Genomic DNA, 17,494 nt, shown 5'->3' on the forward strand with positions numbered 1-17,494 from the left:
CGGAAGCGCGCAAGGACATCGCCGTCCACGTTTCTCTTTCTTCTTTTCAACCTGTCAAACAGCACGAGGAACCAAAGCCCCTCACCCTACAGCATCACACTATAGGAACAGACACCCCTCCGCCCGGCGCCTGAGCCGGCCGATCACAACATCAAGTCGTGAGAGACATCTAAAGACGACGAACCAGCCGCTGAACTCGCGGCCGCAGCCCGTCGTTGATGGGCGGGTTATAGGGGCAGACCCTTTGCCGTGTCAACACCGGCCCAAAATGGAGCGTTTATGACACCGCGCCGGCTGTGGACGAAACGCTGCATCGCACCATGGAAATCGTTGCGACGCAACGTCTAGCCGACCCCCGATTTGTCCACAGGGGGTGGTTGAATGCCACCGCCCGCCACCTTTGATCCCAGCTGCCGAACAGCTTTTTCCTCGTCGGCTTCGTCCATGGATGGACCCACCGCGGGTGGTGGCTACCCCTCCGGCCGCGCCGCCCCCCCGTGCGCTCGTCGTCCGAACGCCCCTCGCGCGGAACCTCTGCCCCTGAGAATTGCTGTCCTGCCGGTTTCGGCCGATGTGTCAGGCGCTTGGTTTTGGTGGACAGGCTTGCGCAAAGCCCGCGTCACTTTCCCCACCGCCATCGTTTTGCCTTCTCTTGCCCTTCACATCCGCACGCCCGATGCTGGAGCGTCGCGGCACAGGCGTGTCATAGTCCGGCACGGGGCCGGGAATTCACGCCGAACCGGGGTGAGGGTGCGCCGCCTGCGCGGGGCGAGACATAAGGGTTGCCATTTGCAGCACAGACGTTCTGCCGGCTCCTGGCGTGACGCGACAAGCGCGGCCGGGCTCGGCGATGAGCCGCCGCTGGGCGTCGGCGGAGGCGAGCAGCAGATCGACCGGCGACGGGTCTCCGTCCGCTGGCTGACGGCGACACTGCTCACCGGCCTGTGCGGCAGCTTCCTCATGGGCGGGGCGGTCTATGCCGCCCTTGATGGCGATCACCGCTTTGCCCTGATGCCGGAAACCGTGCGCAATGCCCTGCGCAACACCTTGGCTGCCGGTGAGCGCACCTCCAATGCGGCGCGCAAGGGCGATCGCATGTCGCTCCTCTCGGAAGCCTCCAGTGCCCGCCAGACCTTCCGGTTGTCCACGACCACCAAGGTGGGGGACAAGGAGATCATCAAGGTGCGGCCGTTCACCCGCGTGAACGCGAACCTCGCCATGACGGTAACCAGCGTCTCGAACAATATTCCCCGCTTCAACCCCGCCCAGATCGTCGCCCAGTCGGTGGACAAGGAAGAGGCCGCCCCCCAGGCCGAGCCCACCGGCGAAGTCACGGTGGTCACGCGCGATCTCTCCGGCCTGCCGGGCAGCACCCATTTCGGCACCGGCGTCACCATGGATCAGGTGGTCGTCAAGGTGCGCGAGGTGGCGGAACTCGCCCGCCTCCAGCCCCCCATCGGCCTGCCCGCCGCCATCACCGCGGGCACCCAGAGGCCGCCCCTGCCGGGCGCGGCGCTGGCCTATGCGACCCCCGGTCCCTTTCCCCCCCATGCGCTGCCGCCCACGGCGGCGGCCGCCCCGCCGCCGGAACTGCCGGACAATGTCAGCTTCCTCGGCAAGACCAGTCCCGAGACCACCGGCGGCAATGACTGGACCGACCAGACCTTCGTGGTGAAGAAGGGCGACACCATCGTCTCCATCCTCACCGACAACGGGGTCAGCAAGGACGAGGCCCGGGCGGTTGCCGCCGCCTTCCAGCGCGGGCGCGACGGCACCGTCAAGGACGGGCTGCGCATGCGTCTTCTCCTGCAGTCCGAGGACAAGGTCATCCACCCCCTTCGGGTCTCGCTGTTCTCCGACGCCGGCCATGAGGGCACGGTCGCCATGTCTGACACCGGCCGCTTCGTGTCGGTGGCCGAACCCACCGAGACCGATGTGGTGGGTGTCTCCGAGGAGGCGGATGGGGATGACGACGGCCCCGGCATCCGCCTCTATGAGAGCCTCTACGAGACGGCGCTGCGCAACGAAGTGCCCCGCTCGGTGATTTCGGACCTGGTGCGGGTCTATTCCTTCGATGTGGACTTCCAGCGCCGCGTGCGGCCGGGCGATGCCTTCGAGGTGCTCTACACCGAGGAGAATGGCGAGCCGGAAGTGCTTTATGCGACGCTCACCACCGCCGGCGAGACCAAGCGCTATTATCGGTTCCAGACCTCGGACGACGGCCTCATCGACTATTACGACGAGGACGGAAAGAGCGCGAAGAAGTTCCTGGTGCGCAAGCCCATGGCGGGCGGCATCATGCGCTCGCCCTTCGGCTATCGCCGCCACCCGATCCTCGGCTATTCCAAGCTGCACACTGGTGTCGACTGGTCGGACGCTGTGGGCACGCCCATCTTCGCCGCCGGCAATGGCACCGTCATTTATGCGGACTGGAAGTCCGGCTATGGCCGGCATACGGAAATCCAGCACGCCAACGGCTATGTGACCACCTATTCGCACCAGTCCGGCTTCGCCAAGGGCCTGCGGGTGGGCCAGCAAGTCCGCCAGGGCCAGGTCATCGGCTATCTCGGGTCTTCGGGCCTCTCCACCGGGCCGCACCTGCATTATGAGGTGAAGATCAACGGCTCGTTCGTGGACCCCATGCGCATCAAGCTGCCGCGCGGCCGGGCGCTGGACGGGCGCTTCCTGGCGGAGTTCCGCAAGGAGAAGGACCGCATCGAGGCCCTGTTGAGCCACGCTCCGGTGGCGCCCAAGGTGGCGTCGGCCACCTCTAGCTCCTCTTCCAGCCGCTGAACGGGCGGGCCGGCGGGCGCGCCGGTCCCTCCGTTCCCGCTGTCATGGCGCGAGACTGCCGTGGCGCACGGGGGATGGACCGCGCGCTTTCGGCCTCACGAGCCGCGGGTGGTGCCGCGGCTGGCATAGCGCTCCGCCCAATGGGCAAGGCGCACGAAGGGCAGGCCCAGCAGCAGGTAGACCGCCGCCACGAGGATGCCGGTGCCGAAATAGTCGTAATAGGTGGTGGAGATCATCTCGTAGGTCTTGGTCAGCTCCACCAGAGAGATGACCGACACCAGGGAGGAATCCTTGATGAGGGAGATGAAGTCGTTGGTGGTGGGCGGCAGGACGATGCGGGCCGCCTGCGGGATGACCACATGGCGCAGCGACTGGCGCTCCGTCATGTTGAGGGCGACCGCCGCCTCCATCTGGGTGCGGGGAATGGCCAGAAGGCCGGCGCGATAATTTTCCGCCTCATAGGCCGCATAATTGAAGCCGAGCGCCAGCACGCCGGCCACGAACGGCTCCAGCTGCAGGCCGATCTTGGGCAGGCCGTAATAAATGAACAGCACCTGGATCAGCAGCGGCGTGCCGCGCACCACCTCGATATAGACCTGGGCGAGGCGATCCAGCACGGTGCCGCCATAGACCCGACACAGGGCCAGCGTCGCGCCGAAACCCACCGCGATAATCATGGCCAGGATGGAAATCTCCATGGTCATGACCGCCGCCCGGCCGAGCTGGGGCAGGAAGCGGGCGTAGCGCTTGATCTGCGCCATCCAGCCCTGGGGCTGGGTCTCCTCCACATAGCGGTTATAGGCGACCGGCTGGGCCTGCATGGGCCTGTCATCGCCGGTGATCTGGGCCATCATGGGCGTCCAGATGGCCCAGCGGTCCATGATCTGGCGCATGGAGCCGTCCTTCTGCATCTCGGAGAGCGCCTGGTTGATCTCGCCCAGCAGCTGGGGATCAGCCCCCTTCTTCACCGCGATGCCATATTCGATCCGGCCCACCGGGCCGCCGGTAAACTGCAGTTGGCTGTCGGGCTGGGCGTAATAGACCGCGATGGGGAAATCCATCACGGTGGCGTCGATGCGCTTGAGCTTGAGATCGGAATAAGCGTCGATCTCCTCTTCATAGGAGCGCACGTCGATGCCACCGAACTGGCGCAGCACCCGTTCCATCTGGCCGGCCTTGAGCGTACCCACCTTCTTGCCGCGCAGGGCGGCAAGATCGGCCAATTCCGGGTCGCCCCGGCGGATCACGATCTGGCCGTAGGTGACATAATAGGGGATGGAAAAATCCGCCGCCGCCTGATGCTCAGGCGTGATTTCCAGGCCATTGATGACTGCCTGATAGAGGCCGGCGTCAAGGCCTGGAATGAGGTTCGACCAGTCGTTCTGCACGAACTGGGGCGTGCGGCCCATCTTCGGGGCGAGGACATTCATGATGTCCACCTCGAAGCCCTCGATGAGATTGGGGTCCGCCGGATCGGTGAAAGTATAGGGGGCGCCGGAGGTGGCATCCCCGCCATATTTCAAGGGCGGCTTGGCCAACGTCTTGGCCGGGCCTTGGGCCAGGGCGGGGACGGCAGCGGCGAGGAAAACGAGCAAAGCGAGAAGAAGGCGCATGGCGGTCCCCGGAGCGAGGCGGCGGGCGGGATGCTGAAAGGAGACGTCCGTCCCGGCGCGCGCCGGGCCGGCGCCGTCACACGAAGCGGCGCAGGAACTGGCGCGTGCGCGGGTCCTTGGGATTGTCGAAGATCTCGTCTTCGTCGGAGATCTCGACGATCTCCCCCTTCTCCATGAAGATGATGTAGTCGGACGCATCCCGCGCGAAGCGCATTTCATGGGTGACGACGATCTGCGTCATCCCCTCGGCGTCCAGCTCCTTCATCACATCCAGCACCTCGTCCACGAGGCCGGGATCGAGCGCGGAGGTGGGCTCGTCATACAGCATGATCTTGGGCGCCATGGCGAGGGCGCGGGCGATGGCGCCGCGCTGCTGCTGGCCGCCGGACAAGTTGATGGGGTAGCGGTCCATCTGCTCGAAGAGCCCCACCTTCTTCAGGAGGCGCTCGGCATTGGCGGCCGCTTCGTCCCGGCCGATGCCCTTCACCACCATGGGGGCGAGCATGACGTTCTGATGCAAGGTCTTGTGGGGGAAGAGATTGAAGCTCTGGAACACCATGCCCACATTCTTGCGCAGGCGATGGGCGGCTTCCGCAAAGTTCTCGGGGGTGACGGAGGGCTTCTTCTCCATCCGAACGCCGCAGGCTTCCACGGCGCCGGCATCAATCGTCTCGAGCCCGTTCAGGCAGCGCAGCAAGGTGGACTTGCCGCAGCCGGACGGGCCGATCATGGAGACGAGATCGCCTTCCTCAATGTTGAAGCTCACGCCCTTGAGGATCTGAACGGCCCCGAACGACTTGCGAACGTCCTCCACCTTGAGGATCGGCTGCATCGTGAAGTCCCCCCCGCGGCACACCCTGCCGCCAGTGTCCACCGTGCCTAAAGGTCACGTATGACATTGAGGTGACGGGGTTTTCGGGGAGGACTCACGTTCGGTCAGGCCGGCCGCACCTCGAACACGCAATGGTCGTGCCCTTCGGCGGCACACTGCACTTCCTCGGCGAGCAGAATGCGGGGGATACCGTCCTGCTCGCAGACGAATTCCATGGCCCCCTTCAGCCAGGGCGCGAACATGTAGCACAGGCGCCGGCCGGCGGTGCGCGTCTCATCCGTGACGAAGGAGGAATGGTCGAGACGGATGGTGGCGGTGCCTGCCGCGGGATCGGCGGCGAGGATGGTGAAGCGGCCCCAGCCCCGCTGGGACAGGCGCTTCATGTAATGGGCGAACACGTCGAGGCCGGAGAGGCCATAGACCTCGCTCTGCTTCTTGCACCACACATAGGCCGAGGTGCGACCCGCCGGCGCCAGGGCGGCATCGAGCCCTTCCGCGCCCAGCGCGGCTTCCAGGGCGAAATGGTTGTTGTTGTAGAAGTGCTGGGGCACCAGGATCATGGGCATCTTGTCCACGAACCATTGGCCGGTGGCCGGGTCCACGTCGATCTCGATTTCAGGCTTCGCCATTCTCGCGTCTCGCTTCTGAACAGGAAAACGCCCCATGCCGGCCTGCCGCCCACATCCGGTCAGGGCAGAGGCGGGCCGGTCGGCAGGGGCGGCACAGGGCGCATCCCGGACGCGCCCCAGGGGCGGCCGGGAGGTGAAAGGCCGTCAGGCGCGCCAGACGTCCTTGAGCAGTTGCAGCCAGTTGCCGCCCATCACCTTCTCGATGCGCGCCTCGCTCCAGCCGCGCTTTTCCATGGCAGCGGTGAGGTTCGGGAAGTCGGCGATCTCGCGGAAGCCTTCCGGATTGATGACCGTGCCGAAGTCGGTGAGCTTGCGGCCGAAGCCCTTGTCGTGGGTGAGCCAATCGAAGAAGGGCTTGCCATAGCCCTGGGTGAAGTCGGTGCCCACCCCCACCTTGTCCTCGCCGACGAGATTCATGACGTATTCCATGGCCGCCACATAATCGTCGACGGTGGAGTTCGGCCCCTTCTCCAGGAAGGGCGGGAACATGGTGACGCCGACAAACCCGTCCTTGTCCGCGATGAACCGGAGCTGCTCGTCACTCTTGTTGCGTGGATGGGCCTTCAGGCCCGCCGGCAGGCAGTGGGAATAGGCGACGCGCTGCTTGGAGGCGACGATGGTGTCGTGGGAGGTCTTCGGCCCCACATGGGACAGGTCGCACAAAATGCCCAGCCGGTTCATCTCGGCCACCACGTCATGGCCATAGTCGGACAGGCCGCTGTCGGTGCTCTCATAGCAGCCGGAACCGACGAAATTCTGCGTGTTGTAGGTCATCTGGATGATGCGCACGCCGAGCTCGTGGAACAGTTCGAGATAGCCGATCTGGTCCTCGATGCCCGTGGTGTTCTGCCAGCCCAGGATGATGCCGGACTTATTCTCGGCCTTGGCCTTCAAGATGTCCTGTGTCGTGTAGACCTGGGAGATGAGGTCCGCATGTTCGCGGAACCAGGTCTTCCACTTGACCACATTGCGCATGGTCTCGGTGAAGCCCTCCCACACGCAGCAGGTGCAATTGGCGGCGGTGATGCCGCCCTTGCGCATCTCCTTGAAAATATCTGGGCCGAAATCAGAAATGATGAGGCCGTCAATGACGACAAGCCGATCGTGCAGGCTGCTCACGTTTTGCTTCCTTCTGCGCGGGCCGGTCTGAGGCGGCCCTTTCTTTGGGGTGGGCGCCCGCCTTGGCAGCCGCCCGGTCATGTCAAACCGGAACCAGGACGCCCGCCTCCACATGCCAGCGGGCGGTGACGCGCTGGCCCTTCTCCAGCGCCGGCGGACCGCCGACCGCCGGTGCGGGGCGGCGGGCGATGAGGGTGAGGCCGGTGACGGTCTTCAGGCGATAGTCGATGACGAGGCCGCGATAGGTGGCCGCCTCGATCTCCACATCCAGGCGGTTGGCGCTTTCGCCCCCCTCCCCCGCCTCATCCGCCAATTCGATGCGCTCGGGCCGGAGCGCAAAGGCGAGCGCCGTCCCGGCGGCCTTCGGGGCTGGCACCGCGATCACCTCTCCGCCGCCCAGCCGGAACCGGCCATCGGCCGTGGTCTCGCCCTTGAAGAGATTGGTCACGCCCATGAACTGCGCCACGAAATGGGAGCGCGGCGTCTCGAACACCGTGTCCGGGCTGCCGTCCTGCTCGATGCGTCCGGCTTGCATCACGACCACGCGGTCCGCAACGGAAAGCGCCTCATCCTGGTCGTGGGTGACGAAGATGGTGGTGATGCCCAGCGAGCGCTGGATCTCCCGGATCTCGTCCTTCATCTCCGCCCGCAATTGCGCGTCGAGGTTGGACAAGGGCTCGTCGAGAAGGAGGACATCCGGCTCGATCACCAGCGCGCGGGCCAGCGCCACGCGCTGCTGCTGTCCGCCGGACAATTGCTTGGGCAGGCGGGCTGCGAGGTGACCCAGCCGCACGCGGTCGAGCGCCGCCTTTACCCGCGCCTCGCGCTCGGCCTTGACGACCTTTCGCATCTCGAGGCCGAAGGCCACGTTCTCGGCGACGCTCATATGGGGAAAGAGCGCGTAGTTCTGGAAGCCGAAGCCCATGTTGCGCTTGAAGGGCGGCAAAGCGGTGACATCACGCCCGCCCACCAGGATGCGCCCCTCGGTGACCGGGATGAAGCCACCGATCATGCGCAACGTGGTGGTCTTGCCGCAGCCGGACGGCCCCAGAAGTGCCACCAACTCCCCTTCCTTGATGGCGAGGGAGACATGGTCCACCGCGACCATGGCCTCATAGCGCTTCACCACCGATTGCAGCACCACGTCCGACATGGCTCGCCTCCCTCAGAAGGCCCGGCTGAGCCGGGCATAGCGGTCGCTGACAATCAGGAGCACGCCGATGATGAGGATCTGCACGCTCGCGACCGCCGCGACCGTGGAATCCAGGTTCCATTCCAGATAGTTGACCAGAGCGATCTGAAGCGTGGTGCGGCCTGGCCCCACCAGGAAGATGGACTTTTCCAGATCGATGAAGGAAATCACGAAGGAGAACAGCGCCGCGGCCACCACCGCCGGCTTGATGACCGGCAATGTCACCCGCCGGAACACCGTGAAAGGCGCCGCGCCAAGGCTGGCCGCCGCTTCCTCGATGGAGGCGTTGGCTCCAACCAGGGCAGCGGTCACAAGCCGCACCGTCCAGGGCAAGGCGATGAGGGTGTGGGCGATGAGAAGGCCAGGCAAGGTGCCCGCAATCTGCACGTCCAGCAGGACCTCGGCCTCCAGATAGAAGATGAAGAGCGCGGCGCCGCCGACGATGCCCGGCACGATCATGGGCGCGAGCAGGAGGGTCTGGACCGCCTCCCGCCCGAAGAAGCGGTAGCGCACCAGGGCCAGGCTCGCCGGCACGCCCAGCAGCAGCGAGAAGAATGCCGCGCAGGTGGCGGTCTGAACCGAGGTGAGGAAGCCCTCCCGGAACGCCTCCATGGACCAGGCCCGCGCATACCAAGCGAGCGTATAGCCCTCCGGCGGGAAGGCGAGGATGCGGTTCGAGAAGAAGCTCACCCAGACGATGGCGACGAGCGGCAGCAGGATGAAGGCCATCACCAGGGTGGAAAGGACGCCATAGAGGCGGGCGACCTGAGCGGGATTCATGGGCGCGCCCTCCTCACTCGGACCAGCGGCGATAATGCCGCTGCACCAGCACATTGGCCGTGGTGGTCAGCACCAGCGTCACCGCCATGAGCACGAAAGCCAATGCCGCGCCGAAGGGCCAGTTCATCACCTTGGCCACCTGCTGGTAGACGGTGGGCGCCATCATGTGGAATTGCGGCCCGCCAATGAGCACCGGCGTCGCATAGGCGTTCATGGAGAGGATGAAGCACAGCATGGTGCCGGCCAGAATGCCCGGCAATGCGAGCGGCAGCACCACCCGCCACAGCGTCGTGCCATGGCTCGCGCCCAGGGAAGAGGCCGCATCCTCAAGGTTTCGGTCAATGCCCTCCAGCACGCTTTGCAGCGTCACGATCATGAAGGGCAGCAGCACCGAGACAAGGCCGATCACCACCGCGGTGGGCGTGTACATGATCCGCGCCGGTGGCATGCCCAGGAGGGCAGTGATGGCGTTGAAGAGGCCCTTGTCGCCGAGCACCACCATCCAGGCGGCGGTGCGCACCGCATTGCCCATGAGGAGGGGCAGGATGATGAGGATCAGCAGCACGCCCTTCCAGCGGGCCGAGGCTTGGCGCACCAGCACATAGGCCACCGGAAAGCCCAGCACGAGGCACAGGAGCGTGGAGAGGGCCGACACCCACACCGTGGTGAACAGCACCTCCTGATAGAAGGCGTCGGCGAAGAACTTCTGGTAGTTGGCGAGCGTCAGCGCCTCCACCATCAGCTGGCCCGGCACGAAGCGGTTCAGCGAATAGCGGAACATCAGCACCAGCGGCCCCAGCAGCGCCAGGGCCACGAACAGGCTGGCGGGGCCCGCCAGCCCGAAGACCGGCGAGACCCGCCACCTTTTCCCACCGCCCCCGGACGGGGGACCGGCCACAACCGCCATCTCGCTCATCCCATCTTCCCAGACTTGGCCGCCCTCGCTCGCGGACGCCGGCGCAGGCCTCGTCAGACGGGCATGCGCCGGCAGCATCGTCAGCGCGTGATGCTCTTGTTCCAGAATTCCAGCCACTCGGAGGTGTTCTGGGCCACATGGGCATAGTCGGGGAATTTCAGCGCAGCGGCCTGCTCGGGCGTGAAATCGATCTTGGCCTTGAGCTCGGGGGAAAGCTCCGCCTTGCCGTTGGCGGGGGCGTAGAAGCTGGCTGCGGCAAGTTGGGCCATCGCCTTGGGGTCGAGCATGGCGTTGAAGTAGATGGTGGAGAGGTCCGGGCTCGGCGCGCGCTTGGGCAAGGCGGCGCCGAACATGACGGCGATGGCACCTTCGGCGGGATATTGGATGGCCAGCGGCGAGCCGTCATTGGCCCATTGCAGGCCGCGCGCCTTGTAGTTCACCGCAATGTCCACCTCGCCATTGGCAAGGCCGGCGGCGAGCTGCTGGTGGGCGGCATAGATGCGCGGCTGGGTGAGTTCCTTCAGCGCCACCAGGCGCTTCTTGCCCTCTTCCGTGTTGGTGACCGAGCCGCCCTTGATGAGGCCAGCCATCATCACATAATTGAAGTAGAGCTGGTTGGTGAGACCGAGCTTGCCGGCCCACTTCTTGTCCCACAGCTCTTCGTAGGACTTCGGCGGATTGGGCACCTTGTCCTTGTTGTAGATGATGACCACGCCGCTATAGAGCCAGGGCACGAAATAGGGCTTGGTCTTCAGCGAGGGGACCACATCGGCATAATTGGGCACCTTGGCAAAGTCGATGTCGGCCAGCACATCCTGGCTGAACATCTCATAGGCGTCGCCCTCATTGAGATGGACCACGTCCACCGTGCCACGCCGCAGCCGCTTCTCGGCCAGCAGCTTGGCCTTGCGCTCGGGCTCCATGCCGAGGTCGTTGACCACCTTGATTCCCTTGCTCTCCACCAGGGGGATTTCCACGAACTTGCGGGTGCGCTCGTTCCAGTCGCCGCCCCAGTTGGAGACGACGAGGGTCTTTTCCTGCGCGAGGGCGCCACGCGAACCGGCCATGGCAAGGCCCGCGGCCCCCAGGCCCACGAGCACGGAGCGGCGCGAGGGTGCGCCGAGAAGGCTGTCGATGGTCTTGGTCATGATCGCCTCTGGAGGTGTGTTTTTGTTTGGAAGGTCTGTTTTGTTTTTGTGCAAAGGCCGACACGGATGCCGGCACCTCGAAGCGCCCGCGGGGCTGGCCCGCGGGCGGTGAGTTCAGGTCAGGCGGCGGCGCGGGTGCCGACCTCGTCCAGATATTGGATGCAGCGGGACAGGGGCTCCACGTCGGCGAACTTGGCGTCGATGTCGAACAGGTTCCACGCCACGGCGCCGGGCACGCGGTCGCCGATGCACTCCTTCACCGCGATGGTGCGGAAGCCTTCCGCAAGGCCGTCGCACAAGGTGGTGCGCACGCAGGCCGAAGCCGTGACACCGGTCACCAGGATGGTGTCCACGCCATTGGCCTTCAGGAAGCCGGACAGATAGGTGCCGGCAAAGGCGGAGGCGCGCTTCTTGATGAGCACCTGCTCACCGGCAATGGGCTCGATGCGGCTGTCGATGGCCCACAGGTCCGGCTTGTCGGCGGCCACCACCTCAACGGGGATCTTGCAATGCCACAGGCCCATGTCGGTGGCGGCGACGGTGGGGTCGGTCACCTGGTAGCAAGTGGTCACATGGACCACCGGATGGCCGTTGCGGCGGCAGGCGGCCAGCAGGGCCTGCACGCCGGGGATGATCTGCTCGTCGATATTCTCGCAGGTGAAAGGATTGCCGGGACGAGTCCAGGCATTGGCAAGATCCACATTCACCAGAGCGGGACGCCGGCCGAAGCCGACGCGGCGCTGGAAGCCGCGGGTCTGATAGAGGGCGGTCGCCTTCTCGAACGCCGCATTGAGTGCCGCGTCCAATTCCTTGTCGAACGACATGGGTCCAATCCTTCCTTGGGGGACGCTTCCCTCCGCGGCGGGGAGCATGAGAGGCAGGATGGAGCCGGCAATCGAGAACGGGAAATTCTAATTTGACGTTCTTTCATTCCCACGTTGTTATGAATGCACCATGCGCTACGACCTCCGCCACATCCGCAGCTTCCTCGTCCTGGCGGAGGAACTGCACTTCAGCCGCGCTGCCACTCGCCTCAACATGACCCAGCCGGGCATGAGCCGCCTCATCGGCGAGCTGGAGCGGGAAGTGGGCGTGCCGCTGCTCCGGCGCACCACCCGCTCGGTGGAACTGACGGACGCGGGCAAGGCCTTCCAGATCCATTGCCGCTCGGGCCTCGACCATCTGGAGCGGGCGGTCACCATGGCCCGGCGCACCGCCACGGGCCTCACCGGCACCTTGCGCATCGGCTACATGGACTTCGCCATCAATGGCCGGCTCCCCGAACTGCTGCGCGCCTTCAGCCGCTACCGGCCGGAAATCCGGCTTGAATTGTCCTTCGTGCCCACGCTGAAGCAGCAGGAGGCGCTGCTGGCGGATCGCATCGACGTGGGCTTCATGATCGGCGCGTTCGAGAGCGAGACCATGGTCTCCTATCCCTTCGACAGCGACAGGCACGTGGCGCTCCTCCCCGTCACCCATCCCTTATCCAACGTGCGGACACTGCGCCTCGCCGATCTTGCAGGCGAACCCTTCGTGCTGGGCACCGGCGAGAATTGGGGGGCCTATCGCCGGGACCTGTTCCAATTGTGCCACCGCCATGGCTTCCATCCCGACATCGTGCAGGAGGCCTCCTCATCGGAAGGCATTTTCGGCCTGGTGGCGGCGGGGGTGGGGGTCACCGTCTACGCCAGCTGCGTCCGCAATCTGCAGCGACGCGGCATCGTCATCCGGTCCCTGGACGACGTGCCCGACCCCATTCCCACCCACGCGGTGTGGTCGACCCCTATCCAGTCGCCCAGTGTGCAGGTCTTCACCGAGTTTCTGGAGCGGGTGTGGGGCGGCAAGGCTTGACGTTAAGGAAGGCACGCCGCAAGCCCCGGGCCAGCAAGCGGCCTTAGGGTGAGGCCTTAAAGCCCCGAATGCGAGCCCGGCCATGCAGCTTTCCATCAAGACCACGCTGGTTTCCCTGTTCTGCGTGTTAAGCGCCATCATGGCGGCGCTTTGCTCCGTGGCGCTCTACAAATCCTACCAGACCTATGTCGCCGCCCAGCAGGTGGCAGAGGATGCGCGGATCGATCGGGATCTCTTCCGCGCCCTCTCCATATTCCGCTTCGAGCGGGGCGGTGCCACAACCTCCCTTTTGGCGGCCGGAGACATCGAGGGCCTGCGGTCCCAGATGCTGAAGGATCGGGCCATCGTGGAAACCTCCATGACCGCCGCCCTCTCCGCGCTGGTTCAACAGGCCAATCCGTCGCGTCGCGAGGTCATCGATCGGCTCAAGGCGCGGTACGCCGCGGTTGTCGCGGTGCGCAAGCGCATCGACGAAAACCTGGCGCGCCCGCTCGACAAGCGCGACCCGGCTGTGTACCGCAGCGCCACCGACGACGGGCAGGCCCTCATCGACGCACTCGAGGTCACCGCCAACACGGTGGAGGCCGACATCCGCGACCTCGACCCAGCCATGTCGCAACTGCTGCTCGCCCGCTCCATGGGCTGGGCGACGCGAACTTTTGCTGGACGCTCTGCTCTATCCCTGAACACCGCCTTCGCCGAACAGCGCCCCTTCACTCCGCAGGAAGTCCGCGGCCTGACCATCAATGATGCGCAGGCCGAATTCGCCTGGAAGACGGTGCGCGAGATCGTGGATGCCGACAGCACGCCTGCTGCGCTCAAGGCCGCCGTTGCTACAGCGCAGGCCGAATATTTCGCTGGCTCGTTCCTGGCTACGCGTGAAGCCGAGATCAAGCGGATGAGCAACGGCCAGGCCCCGTCCTTCTCCATTGACACCTGGCGCAATATCGTCACGCCCAAGCTGACCTCCATCGCCGACGTGGCGAGCGTCGCCCTGGACAGCCTGCTGTCTCTGGCCGAGAACGCCCAGTCTGCTGCCAAGGTCTCCTTCTTCACCTATGGCGCGGTCCTGGTCCTCAGCATCGCCATGGCCGTGTTCGGGCTTGCCGTGGTGATCGGCCGCGTGGTGCGCCCCGTCTCCGCCCTCACCCGCACCATGACGGAGCTGGCCGCCGGGAACTATGCCGTGGCCGTGCCCGGCACCGGCCGGCGCGACGAGATCGGCTCCATGGCCAACACGCTCCTGGTGTTCAAGGACCAGCTCCTGCGCAATGCCGAGCTGGAGCGTGAAAACGAGCATGCCCGCCGGTCGGCGGAAGAGGAGCGCCGTCGTGGCATGCTGGCGCTGGCCGATCGCTTCCAGGGCGAAGTGGGCAGCATCATCGGCCATGTGTCTCAGGCCTCCGGCGAACTGCACAAGACCGCCGAGCGCATGACCGGCGTCGCCCAACTGACCTCCAGCCGCTCCATCGCCGTGGCGGCCGCGGCCACCCAGGCCTCCAGCAATGTGGTGGTGGTGGCGAGCGCCGCCGAGGAGATGGGCGCGTCCGTGGACGAGATCGCCCGCCAGGTGCGCAAATCCACCGAATTGTCCGCCAGCGCGGTGGCAGAGGCCGCCAAGACGGGCGAAGTGATCCGCCATCTGTCCAGTGCGGCGGCCCGGATCGGCGACTTCATCGGCCTCATCTCCACCATCGCCTCCCAGACCAATCTGCTCGCGCTGAACGCCACCATCGAGGCGGCGCGCGCCGGCGAGGCAGGCAAGGGCTTTGCGGTGGTGGCCGCGGAGGTGAAGGAACTCGCCTCCCAGACCGCCAAGGCGACGGAAGAGATCGAGACCCAGATCGGGGAAATCCAGGCCGCCACCCAGCAGGCCGTGACCGTGATCGAGGGTGTCAGCACCCAGATCGGCATGATGCGCGACTTCGCCCAGGAGATTTCCACCGCCGTGGAGCAGCAGGGCGTCGCCACCCGCGAGATCGTGCACAATGTGGACCAGGCCGCCACCGGCACCAATTCCGTGAGCGGGCTCATCACCGACGTGGCCAAGAATGCCGACGAGGCAGGTGCGGCGGCGGGCATGGTGCTGGGCGCCGCCGGGGCCCTTTCCGAACAGACCCGCCGCCTGGAACAGCAAATGGCGGCCTTCCTCGCCACCGTCCGCGCCGCCTGACGGGCGGCCCACTCGCGACGCAGTCGCGGCTCAGTCGAAGACGCGCCGGTCCGCATTCTCCCGTGCGGTGCTGGCCGTGGCAGCACCGGCGGCCAACTGTCCTTTGCGGAAGGTCGCCGGTGTCTGGCCATGGCTGGCCTTGAACGCCCGGCCGAAATGGGAGGCATCGGCAAAGCCCAGCTCCGCCGCCACCTGGGCGACGGAGAGGGCGGTATTCTGGAGCATCCAGCGCCCGTGGCGCAGGCGCAGCGCCAGATAGGCCGCCTGGGGGCTCTCGCCCATGGCCTCGCCGAACAGGCGCTCCAATTGCCGCGCACCAAGGCCGAGGCGCCCGGCAATGTCCGCGATGGACAGCGGCTCGGCCAGGTTCTGCTCCATCAGCAGCAAGGCGCGCGAGACCCGGCTGTCATCGCTCGGCGCGCTGCCGAGCGGCACAGGCTGGGCGCTCTCCTCCGAGCGGGGACGGTCGATGAGAAGGATGTTCAACGCCTTCTGCGCCGCCGCCGCGCCCAGATGATCCTGCACCAGCCGCGCGGCCAGATCGGCCACGCCTGTGCCGCCGGGGCAGGTGATGCGGTCGCCATCGCGAACGAACAGCCGGTCCGCCACCGGCACGAGGGCGGGGAACTCCTCCAGGAAATCCCGGTAGTGATACCAGCTGACGCAGCATTTGCGTCCCGCCATGAGGCCGAGGCGGCACAGCACGAAGCTGCCCGTGCACACCCCCACCAGCTTCACCCCCGCCTGCGCGGCGCGGGAGAGATAGGCACCGATCTCCGGCGGCAGAGGCGGCATGCCATGCAGAAGGCCACCCACCACCACCACATAGTCAAAGCCCGCCGGATCGGTCAGCTCGGAGGTGGGCTGGATCTCGATGCCGCAGGACGAGCGGGCGGGCAGCCGGCGCGGGCTCATGACCTGCCAGGCGCATTCGATGGGGCGCGACCGGTCGCCCTCGTCGGCGGCAAGGCGCAGCACGTCCACAAAGGTGGAAAACGCGGTGAGGGTGAAGTTGTGCATCAGCACAAAGCCGACCCTGAGCTTGGCGCGGGGCGGAGGTCGGGAGGATGCCCCTGCCCTTGCCGGCTGAGAATGTCGCATTTGTTCCAGACCATAGTCGCGCCGATGCAAGATGGAAAGGCGCCACAGGCCCATTGTGCCGTCACACTCGATCCGGCCGAGGTGGCTGATGCGTTCCTTTTCCCTGTTCTCGCTCCTGAAGGAGACGGCCAACGCCCATAAGGGCTGGACGCCCCAATGGCGCGATCCCGAGCCCAAGGCGCAATACGACGCCATCATCGTAGGCGGCGGCGGCCATGGCCTTGGCGCGGCCTATTACCTAGCCAAGGAACACGGCCTCACCAATGTGGCGGTGCTGGAAAAGGGGTGGATCGGCGGCGGCAATTCGGGCCGCAACACCACCATCATCCGCTCCAACTATCTCTATGACGAAAGCGCCGCGCTCTACGAGCATGCGTTGAAGCTGTGGGAGGGCCTCTCCGAGGACCTCAACTACAACGTCATGTATTCGGCGCGCGGCGTGCTCATGCTGGCCCATACCCAGCACGACGTGCAGAGCTTCAAGCGCCACGTCTATTCCAACCGCCTCAACGGCATCGACAATGAGTGGCTGACCCGCGAGCAGGTGAAGGAGTTCTGTCCGCAGCTGAACATCTCCCCGGACATCCGCTACCCCATCGTCGGCGGCGCGCTCCAGCGCCGGGGCGGCTCGGCGCGGCATGACGCGGTGGTGTGGGGCTATGCGCGCGGCGCCGATGCGCGCGGCGTGGACATCATCCAGAATTGCGAGGTCACCGGCATCCTGCGCGGCCCCGACGGGGCGGTGACGGGGGTGGAGACGACGCGCGGCACCATTCGCTCCAAGCGCGTCGGCGTCTCGGCGGCGGGCCATACCAGCGTGCTCATGGCCATGGCCGGCGTGCGCATGCCGCTGGAGAGCTTCCCCCTGCAGGCGCTGGTGTCCGAGCCGGTGAAGCCGTGCTTCCCGTGCGTCGTGATGTCGAACGCGGTGCATGCCTATATTTCCCAGTCCGACAAGGGCGAACTGGTGATCGGCGCCGGCACGGACCAATACACCTCTTATTCCCAGCAGGGCGGCCTGCACATCACCACCCACACGCTCGACGCCATTGTGGAGCTGCTGCCGCAATTCACGCGCATGAAGATGCTGCGCTCCTGGGGCGGCATCGTGGATGTGACGCCGGACCGCTCGCCCATCATCGGCCTCGCGCCGGTGCCCGGCCTCTATGTGAATTGCGGCTGGGGCACGGGCGGGTTCAAGGCGACGCCGGGCTCGGCCCATGTGTTCGCGCACACCATCGCCACCGGCGCGCCCCACCCCATCAATGCCCCCTTCACCCTGGACCGGTTCCGCACCGGCCGCCTCATCGACGAGGCGGCGGCGGCGGCTGTGGCCCATTGAGGCTT

The 17,494-nt window shown here is 66.0% G+C and carries 14 protein-coding genes; 4 read left to right on the plus strand and 10 right to left on the minus strand.

Features of this window, described 5'->3' with window-relative positions:
• Positions 1–789: 789 nt before the first annotated feature.
• Positions 790–2,793, plus strand: a complete 2,004-nt coding sequence (locus ACT54L_RS00005) for a peptidoglycan DD-metalloendopeptidase family protein (protein ID WP_476083483.1) — start codon at positions 790–792, stop codon at positions 2,791–2,793.
• Positions 2,794–2,888: 95 nt separating this feature from the next.
• On the opposite strand, the gene ACT54L_RS00010 is transcribed toward ACT54L_RS00005, so the two are convergent.
• The 9 genes from ACT54L_RS00010 to ACT54L_RS00050 all read right to left on the minus strand — a co-directional run bounded on the left by ACT54L_RS00010 (position 2,889) and on the right by ACT54L_RS00050 (position 11,846).
• On the minus strand, positions 2,889–4,406 hold the full coding sequence (locus ACT54L_RS00010) for an ABC transporter substrate-binding protein/permease (protein WP_476083484.1): 1,518 nt from the start codon (positions 4,404–4,406) through the stop codon (positions 2,889–2,891).
• A gap of 76 nt (positions 4,407–4,482) precedes the next feature.
• The gene (locus ACT54L_RS00015) at positions 4,483–5,238 is read right to left on the minus strand and encodes an amino acid ABC transporter ATP-binding protein (RefSeq protein ID WP_476083485.1); all 756 of its coding nucleotides are present in this window, start codon (positions 5,236–5,238) and stop codon (positions 4,483–4,485) included.
• Positions 5,239–5,342: 104 nt separating this feature from the next.
• Positions 5,343–5,867, minus strand: a complete 525-nt coding sequence (locus ACT54L_RS00020) for a DUF5943 domain-containing protein (RefSeq protein ID WP_476083486.1) — start codon at positions 5,865–5,867, stop codon at positions 5,343–5,345.
• Positions 5,868–6,011: 144 nt separating this feature from the next.
• Entirely contained in the window at positions 6,012–6,986 is a 975-nt protein-coding gene (locus ACT54L_RS00025) for a dipeptidase (RefSeq protein WP_476083487.1), read from the minus strand.
• Between the two features lie 82 nt (positions 6,987–7,068).
• The gene (locus ACT54L_RS00030; RefSeq protein WP_476083488.1) at positions 7,069–8,139 is read right to left on the minus strand and encodes an ABC transporter ATP-binding protein; all 1,071 of its coding nucleotides are present in this window, start codon (positions 8,137–8,139) and stop codon (positions 7,069–7,071) included.
• Positions 8,140–8,151: 12 nt separating this feature from the next.
• Positions 8,152–8,958 carry an ABC transporter permease gene (locus tag ACT54L_RS00035; RefSeq protein WP_476083489.1) on the minus strand — a complete coding sequence of 269 codons (807 nt, stop codon included), beginning with the start codon at positions 8,956–8,958 and terminating at the stop codon, positions 8,152–8,154.
• 13 nt (positions 8,959–8,971) lie between these two features.
• Positions 8,972–9,874: an ABC transporter permease gene (locus ACT54L_RS00040; RefSeq protein ID WP_476083490.1), complete on the minus strand. Its 903-nt coding sequence runs from the start codon at positions 9,872–9,874 to the stop codon at positions 8,972–8,974.
• A gap of 80 nt (positions 9,875–9,954) precedes the next feature.
• The gene (locus tag ACT54L_RS00045; protein ID WP_476083491.1) at positions 9,955–11,022 is read right to left on the minus strand and encodes an ABC transporter substrate-binding protein; all 1,068 of its coding nucleotides are present in this window, start codon (positions 11,020–11,022) and stop codon (positions 9,955–9,957) included.
• Between the two features lie 119 nt (positions 11,023–11,141).
• The gene (locus ACT54L_RS00050; protein ID WP_476083492.1) at positions 11,142–11,846 is read right to left on the minus strand and encodes an isochorismatase family protein; all 705 of its coding nucleotides are present in this window, start codon (positions 11,844–11,846) and stop codon (positions 11,142–11,144) included.
• Positions 11,847–11,976: 130 nt separating this feature from the next.
• On the opposite strand from ACT54L_RS00050, the gene ACT54L_RS00055 reads away from it, so the two are divergent.
• The gene (locus tag ACT54L_RS00055; RefSeq protein ID WP_476083493.1) at positions 11,977–12,873 is read left to right on the plus strand and encodes a LysR family transcriptional regulator; all 897 of its coding nucleotides are present in this window, start codon (positions 11,977–11,979) and stop codon (positions 12,871–12,873) included.
• Positions 12,874–12,955: 82 nt separating this feature from the next.
• A complete protein-coding gene (locus tag ACT54L_RS00060; protein ID WP_476083494.1) occupies positions 12,956–15,046 on the plus strand; it encodes a methyl-accepting chemotaxis protein in 2,091 nt (696 codons plus the stop codon).
• A gap of 30 nt (positions 15,047–15,076) precedes the next feature.
• Here ACT54L_RS00060 and ACT54L_RS00065 read toward each other — a convergent pair whose 3' ends face one another.
• Positions 15,077–16,201, minus strand: a complete 1,125-nt coding sequence (locus ACT54L_RS00065) for a GlxA family transcriptional regulator (protein WP_476083495.1) — start codon at positions 16,199–16,201, stop codon at positions 15,077–15,079.
• A 34-nt stretch (positions 16,202–16,235) separates the two neighbouring features.
• Here ACT54L_RS00065 and ACT54L_RS00070 point away from each other — a divergent pair, with 34 nt between their 5' ends.
• Complete coding sequence (locus tag ACT54L_RS00070; protein WP_476083496.1) at positions 16,236–17,489, plus strand: sarcosine oxidase subunit beta family protein; 1,254 nt, start codon at positions 16,236–16,238, stop codon at positions 17,487–17,489.
• The last annotated feature ends 5 nt before the right edge of the window (positions 17,490–17,494 follow it).

It is taken from the genome of Aquabacter sp. DMC10, from assembly GCF_056314145.1.

What these genes read in the sequence shown, in the direction of transcription:
- ACT54L_RS00020 (WP_476083486.1), bottom strand. Translation starts at nt 5,867, where the DNA reads ATGGCGAAGCCTGAAATCGAGATCGACGTGGACCCGGCCACCGGCCAA.
- ACT54L_RS00065 (WP_476083495.1), bottom strand. Translation starts at nt 16,201, where the DNA reads ATGGGCCTGTGGCGCCTTTCCATCTTGCATCGGCGCGACTATGGTCTG.
- ACT54L_RS00045 (WP_476083491.1), bottom strand. Translation starts at nt 11,022, where the DNA reads ATGACCAAGACCATCGACAGCCTTCTCGGCGCACCCTCGCGCCGCTCC.
- ACT54L_RS00050 (WP_476083492.1), bottom strand. Translation starts at nt 11,846, where the DNA reads ATGTCGTTCGACAAGGAATTGGACGCGGCACTCAATGCGGCGTTCGAG.
- ACT54L_RS00055 (WP_476083493.1), top strand. Translation starts at nt 11,977, where the DNA reads ATGCGCTACGACCTCCGCCACATCCGCAGCTTCCTCGTCCTGGCGGAG.
- ACT54L_RS00030 (WP_476083488.1), bottom strand. Translation starts at nt 8,139, where the DNA reads ATGTCGGACGTGGTGCTGCAATCGGTGGTGAAGCGCTATGAGGCCATG.
- ACT54L_RS00040 (WP_476083490.1), bottom strand. Translation starts at nt 9,874, where the DNA reads ATGAGCGAGATGGCGGTTGTGGCCGGTCCCCCGTCCGGGGGCGGTGGG.
- ACT54L_RS00035 (WP_476083489.1), bottom strand. Translation starts at nt 8,958, where the DNA reads ATGAATCCCGCTCAGGTCGCCCGCCTCTATGGCGTCCTTTCCACCCTG.
- ACT54L_RS00060 (WP_476083494.1), top strand. Translation starts at nt 12,956, where the DNA reads ATGCAGCTTTCCATCAAGACCACGCTGGTTTCCCTGTTCTGCGTGTTA.
- ACT54L_RS00015 (WP_476083485.1), bottom strand. Translation starts at nt 5,238, where the DNA reads ATGCAGCCGATCCTCAAGGTGGAGGACGTTCGCAAGTCGTTCGGGGCC.
- ACT54L_RS00010 (WP_476083484.1), bottom strand. Translation starts at nt 4,406, where the DNA reads ATGCGCCTTCTTCTCGCTTTGCTCGTTTTCCTCGCCGCTGCCGTCCCC.
- ACT54L_RS00070 (WP_476083496.1), top strand. Translation starts at nt 16,236, where the DNA reads ATGCGTTCCTTTTCCCTGTTCTCGCTCCTGAAGGAGACGGCCAACGCC.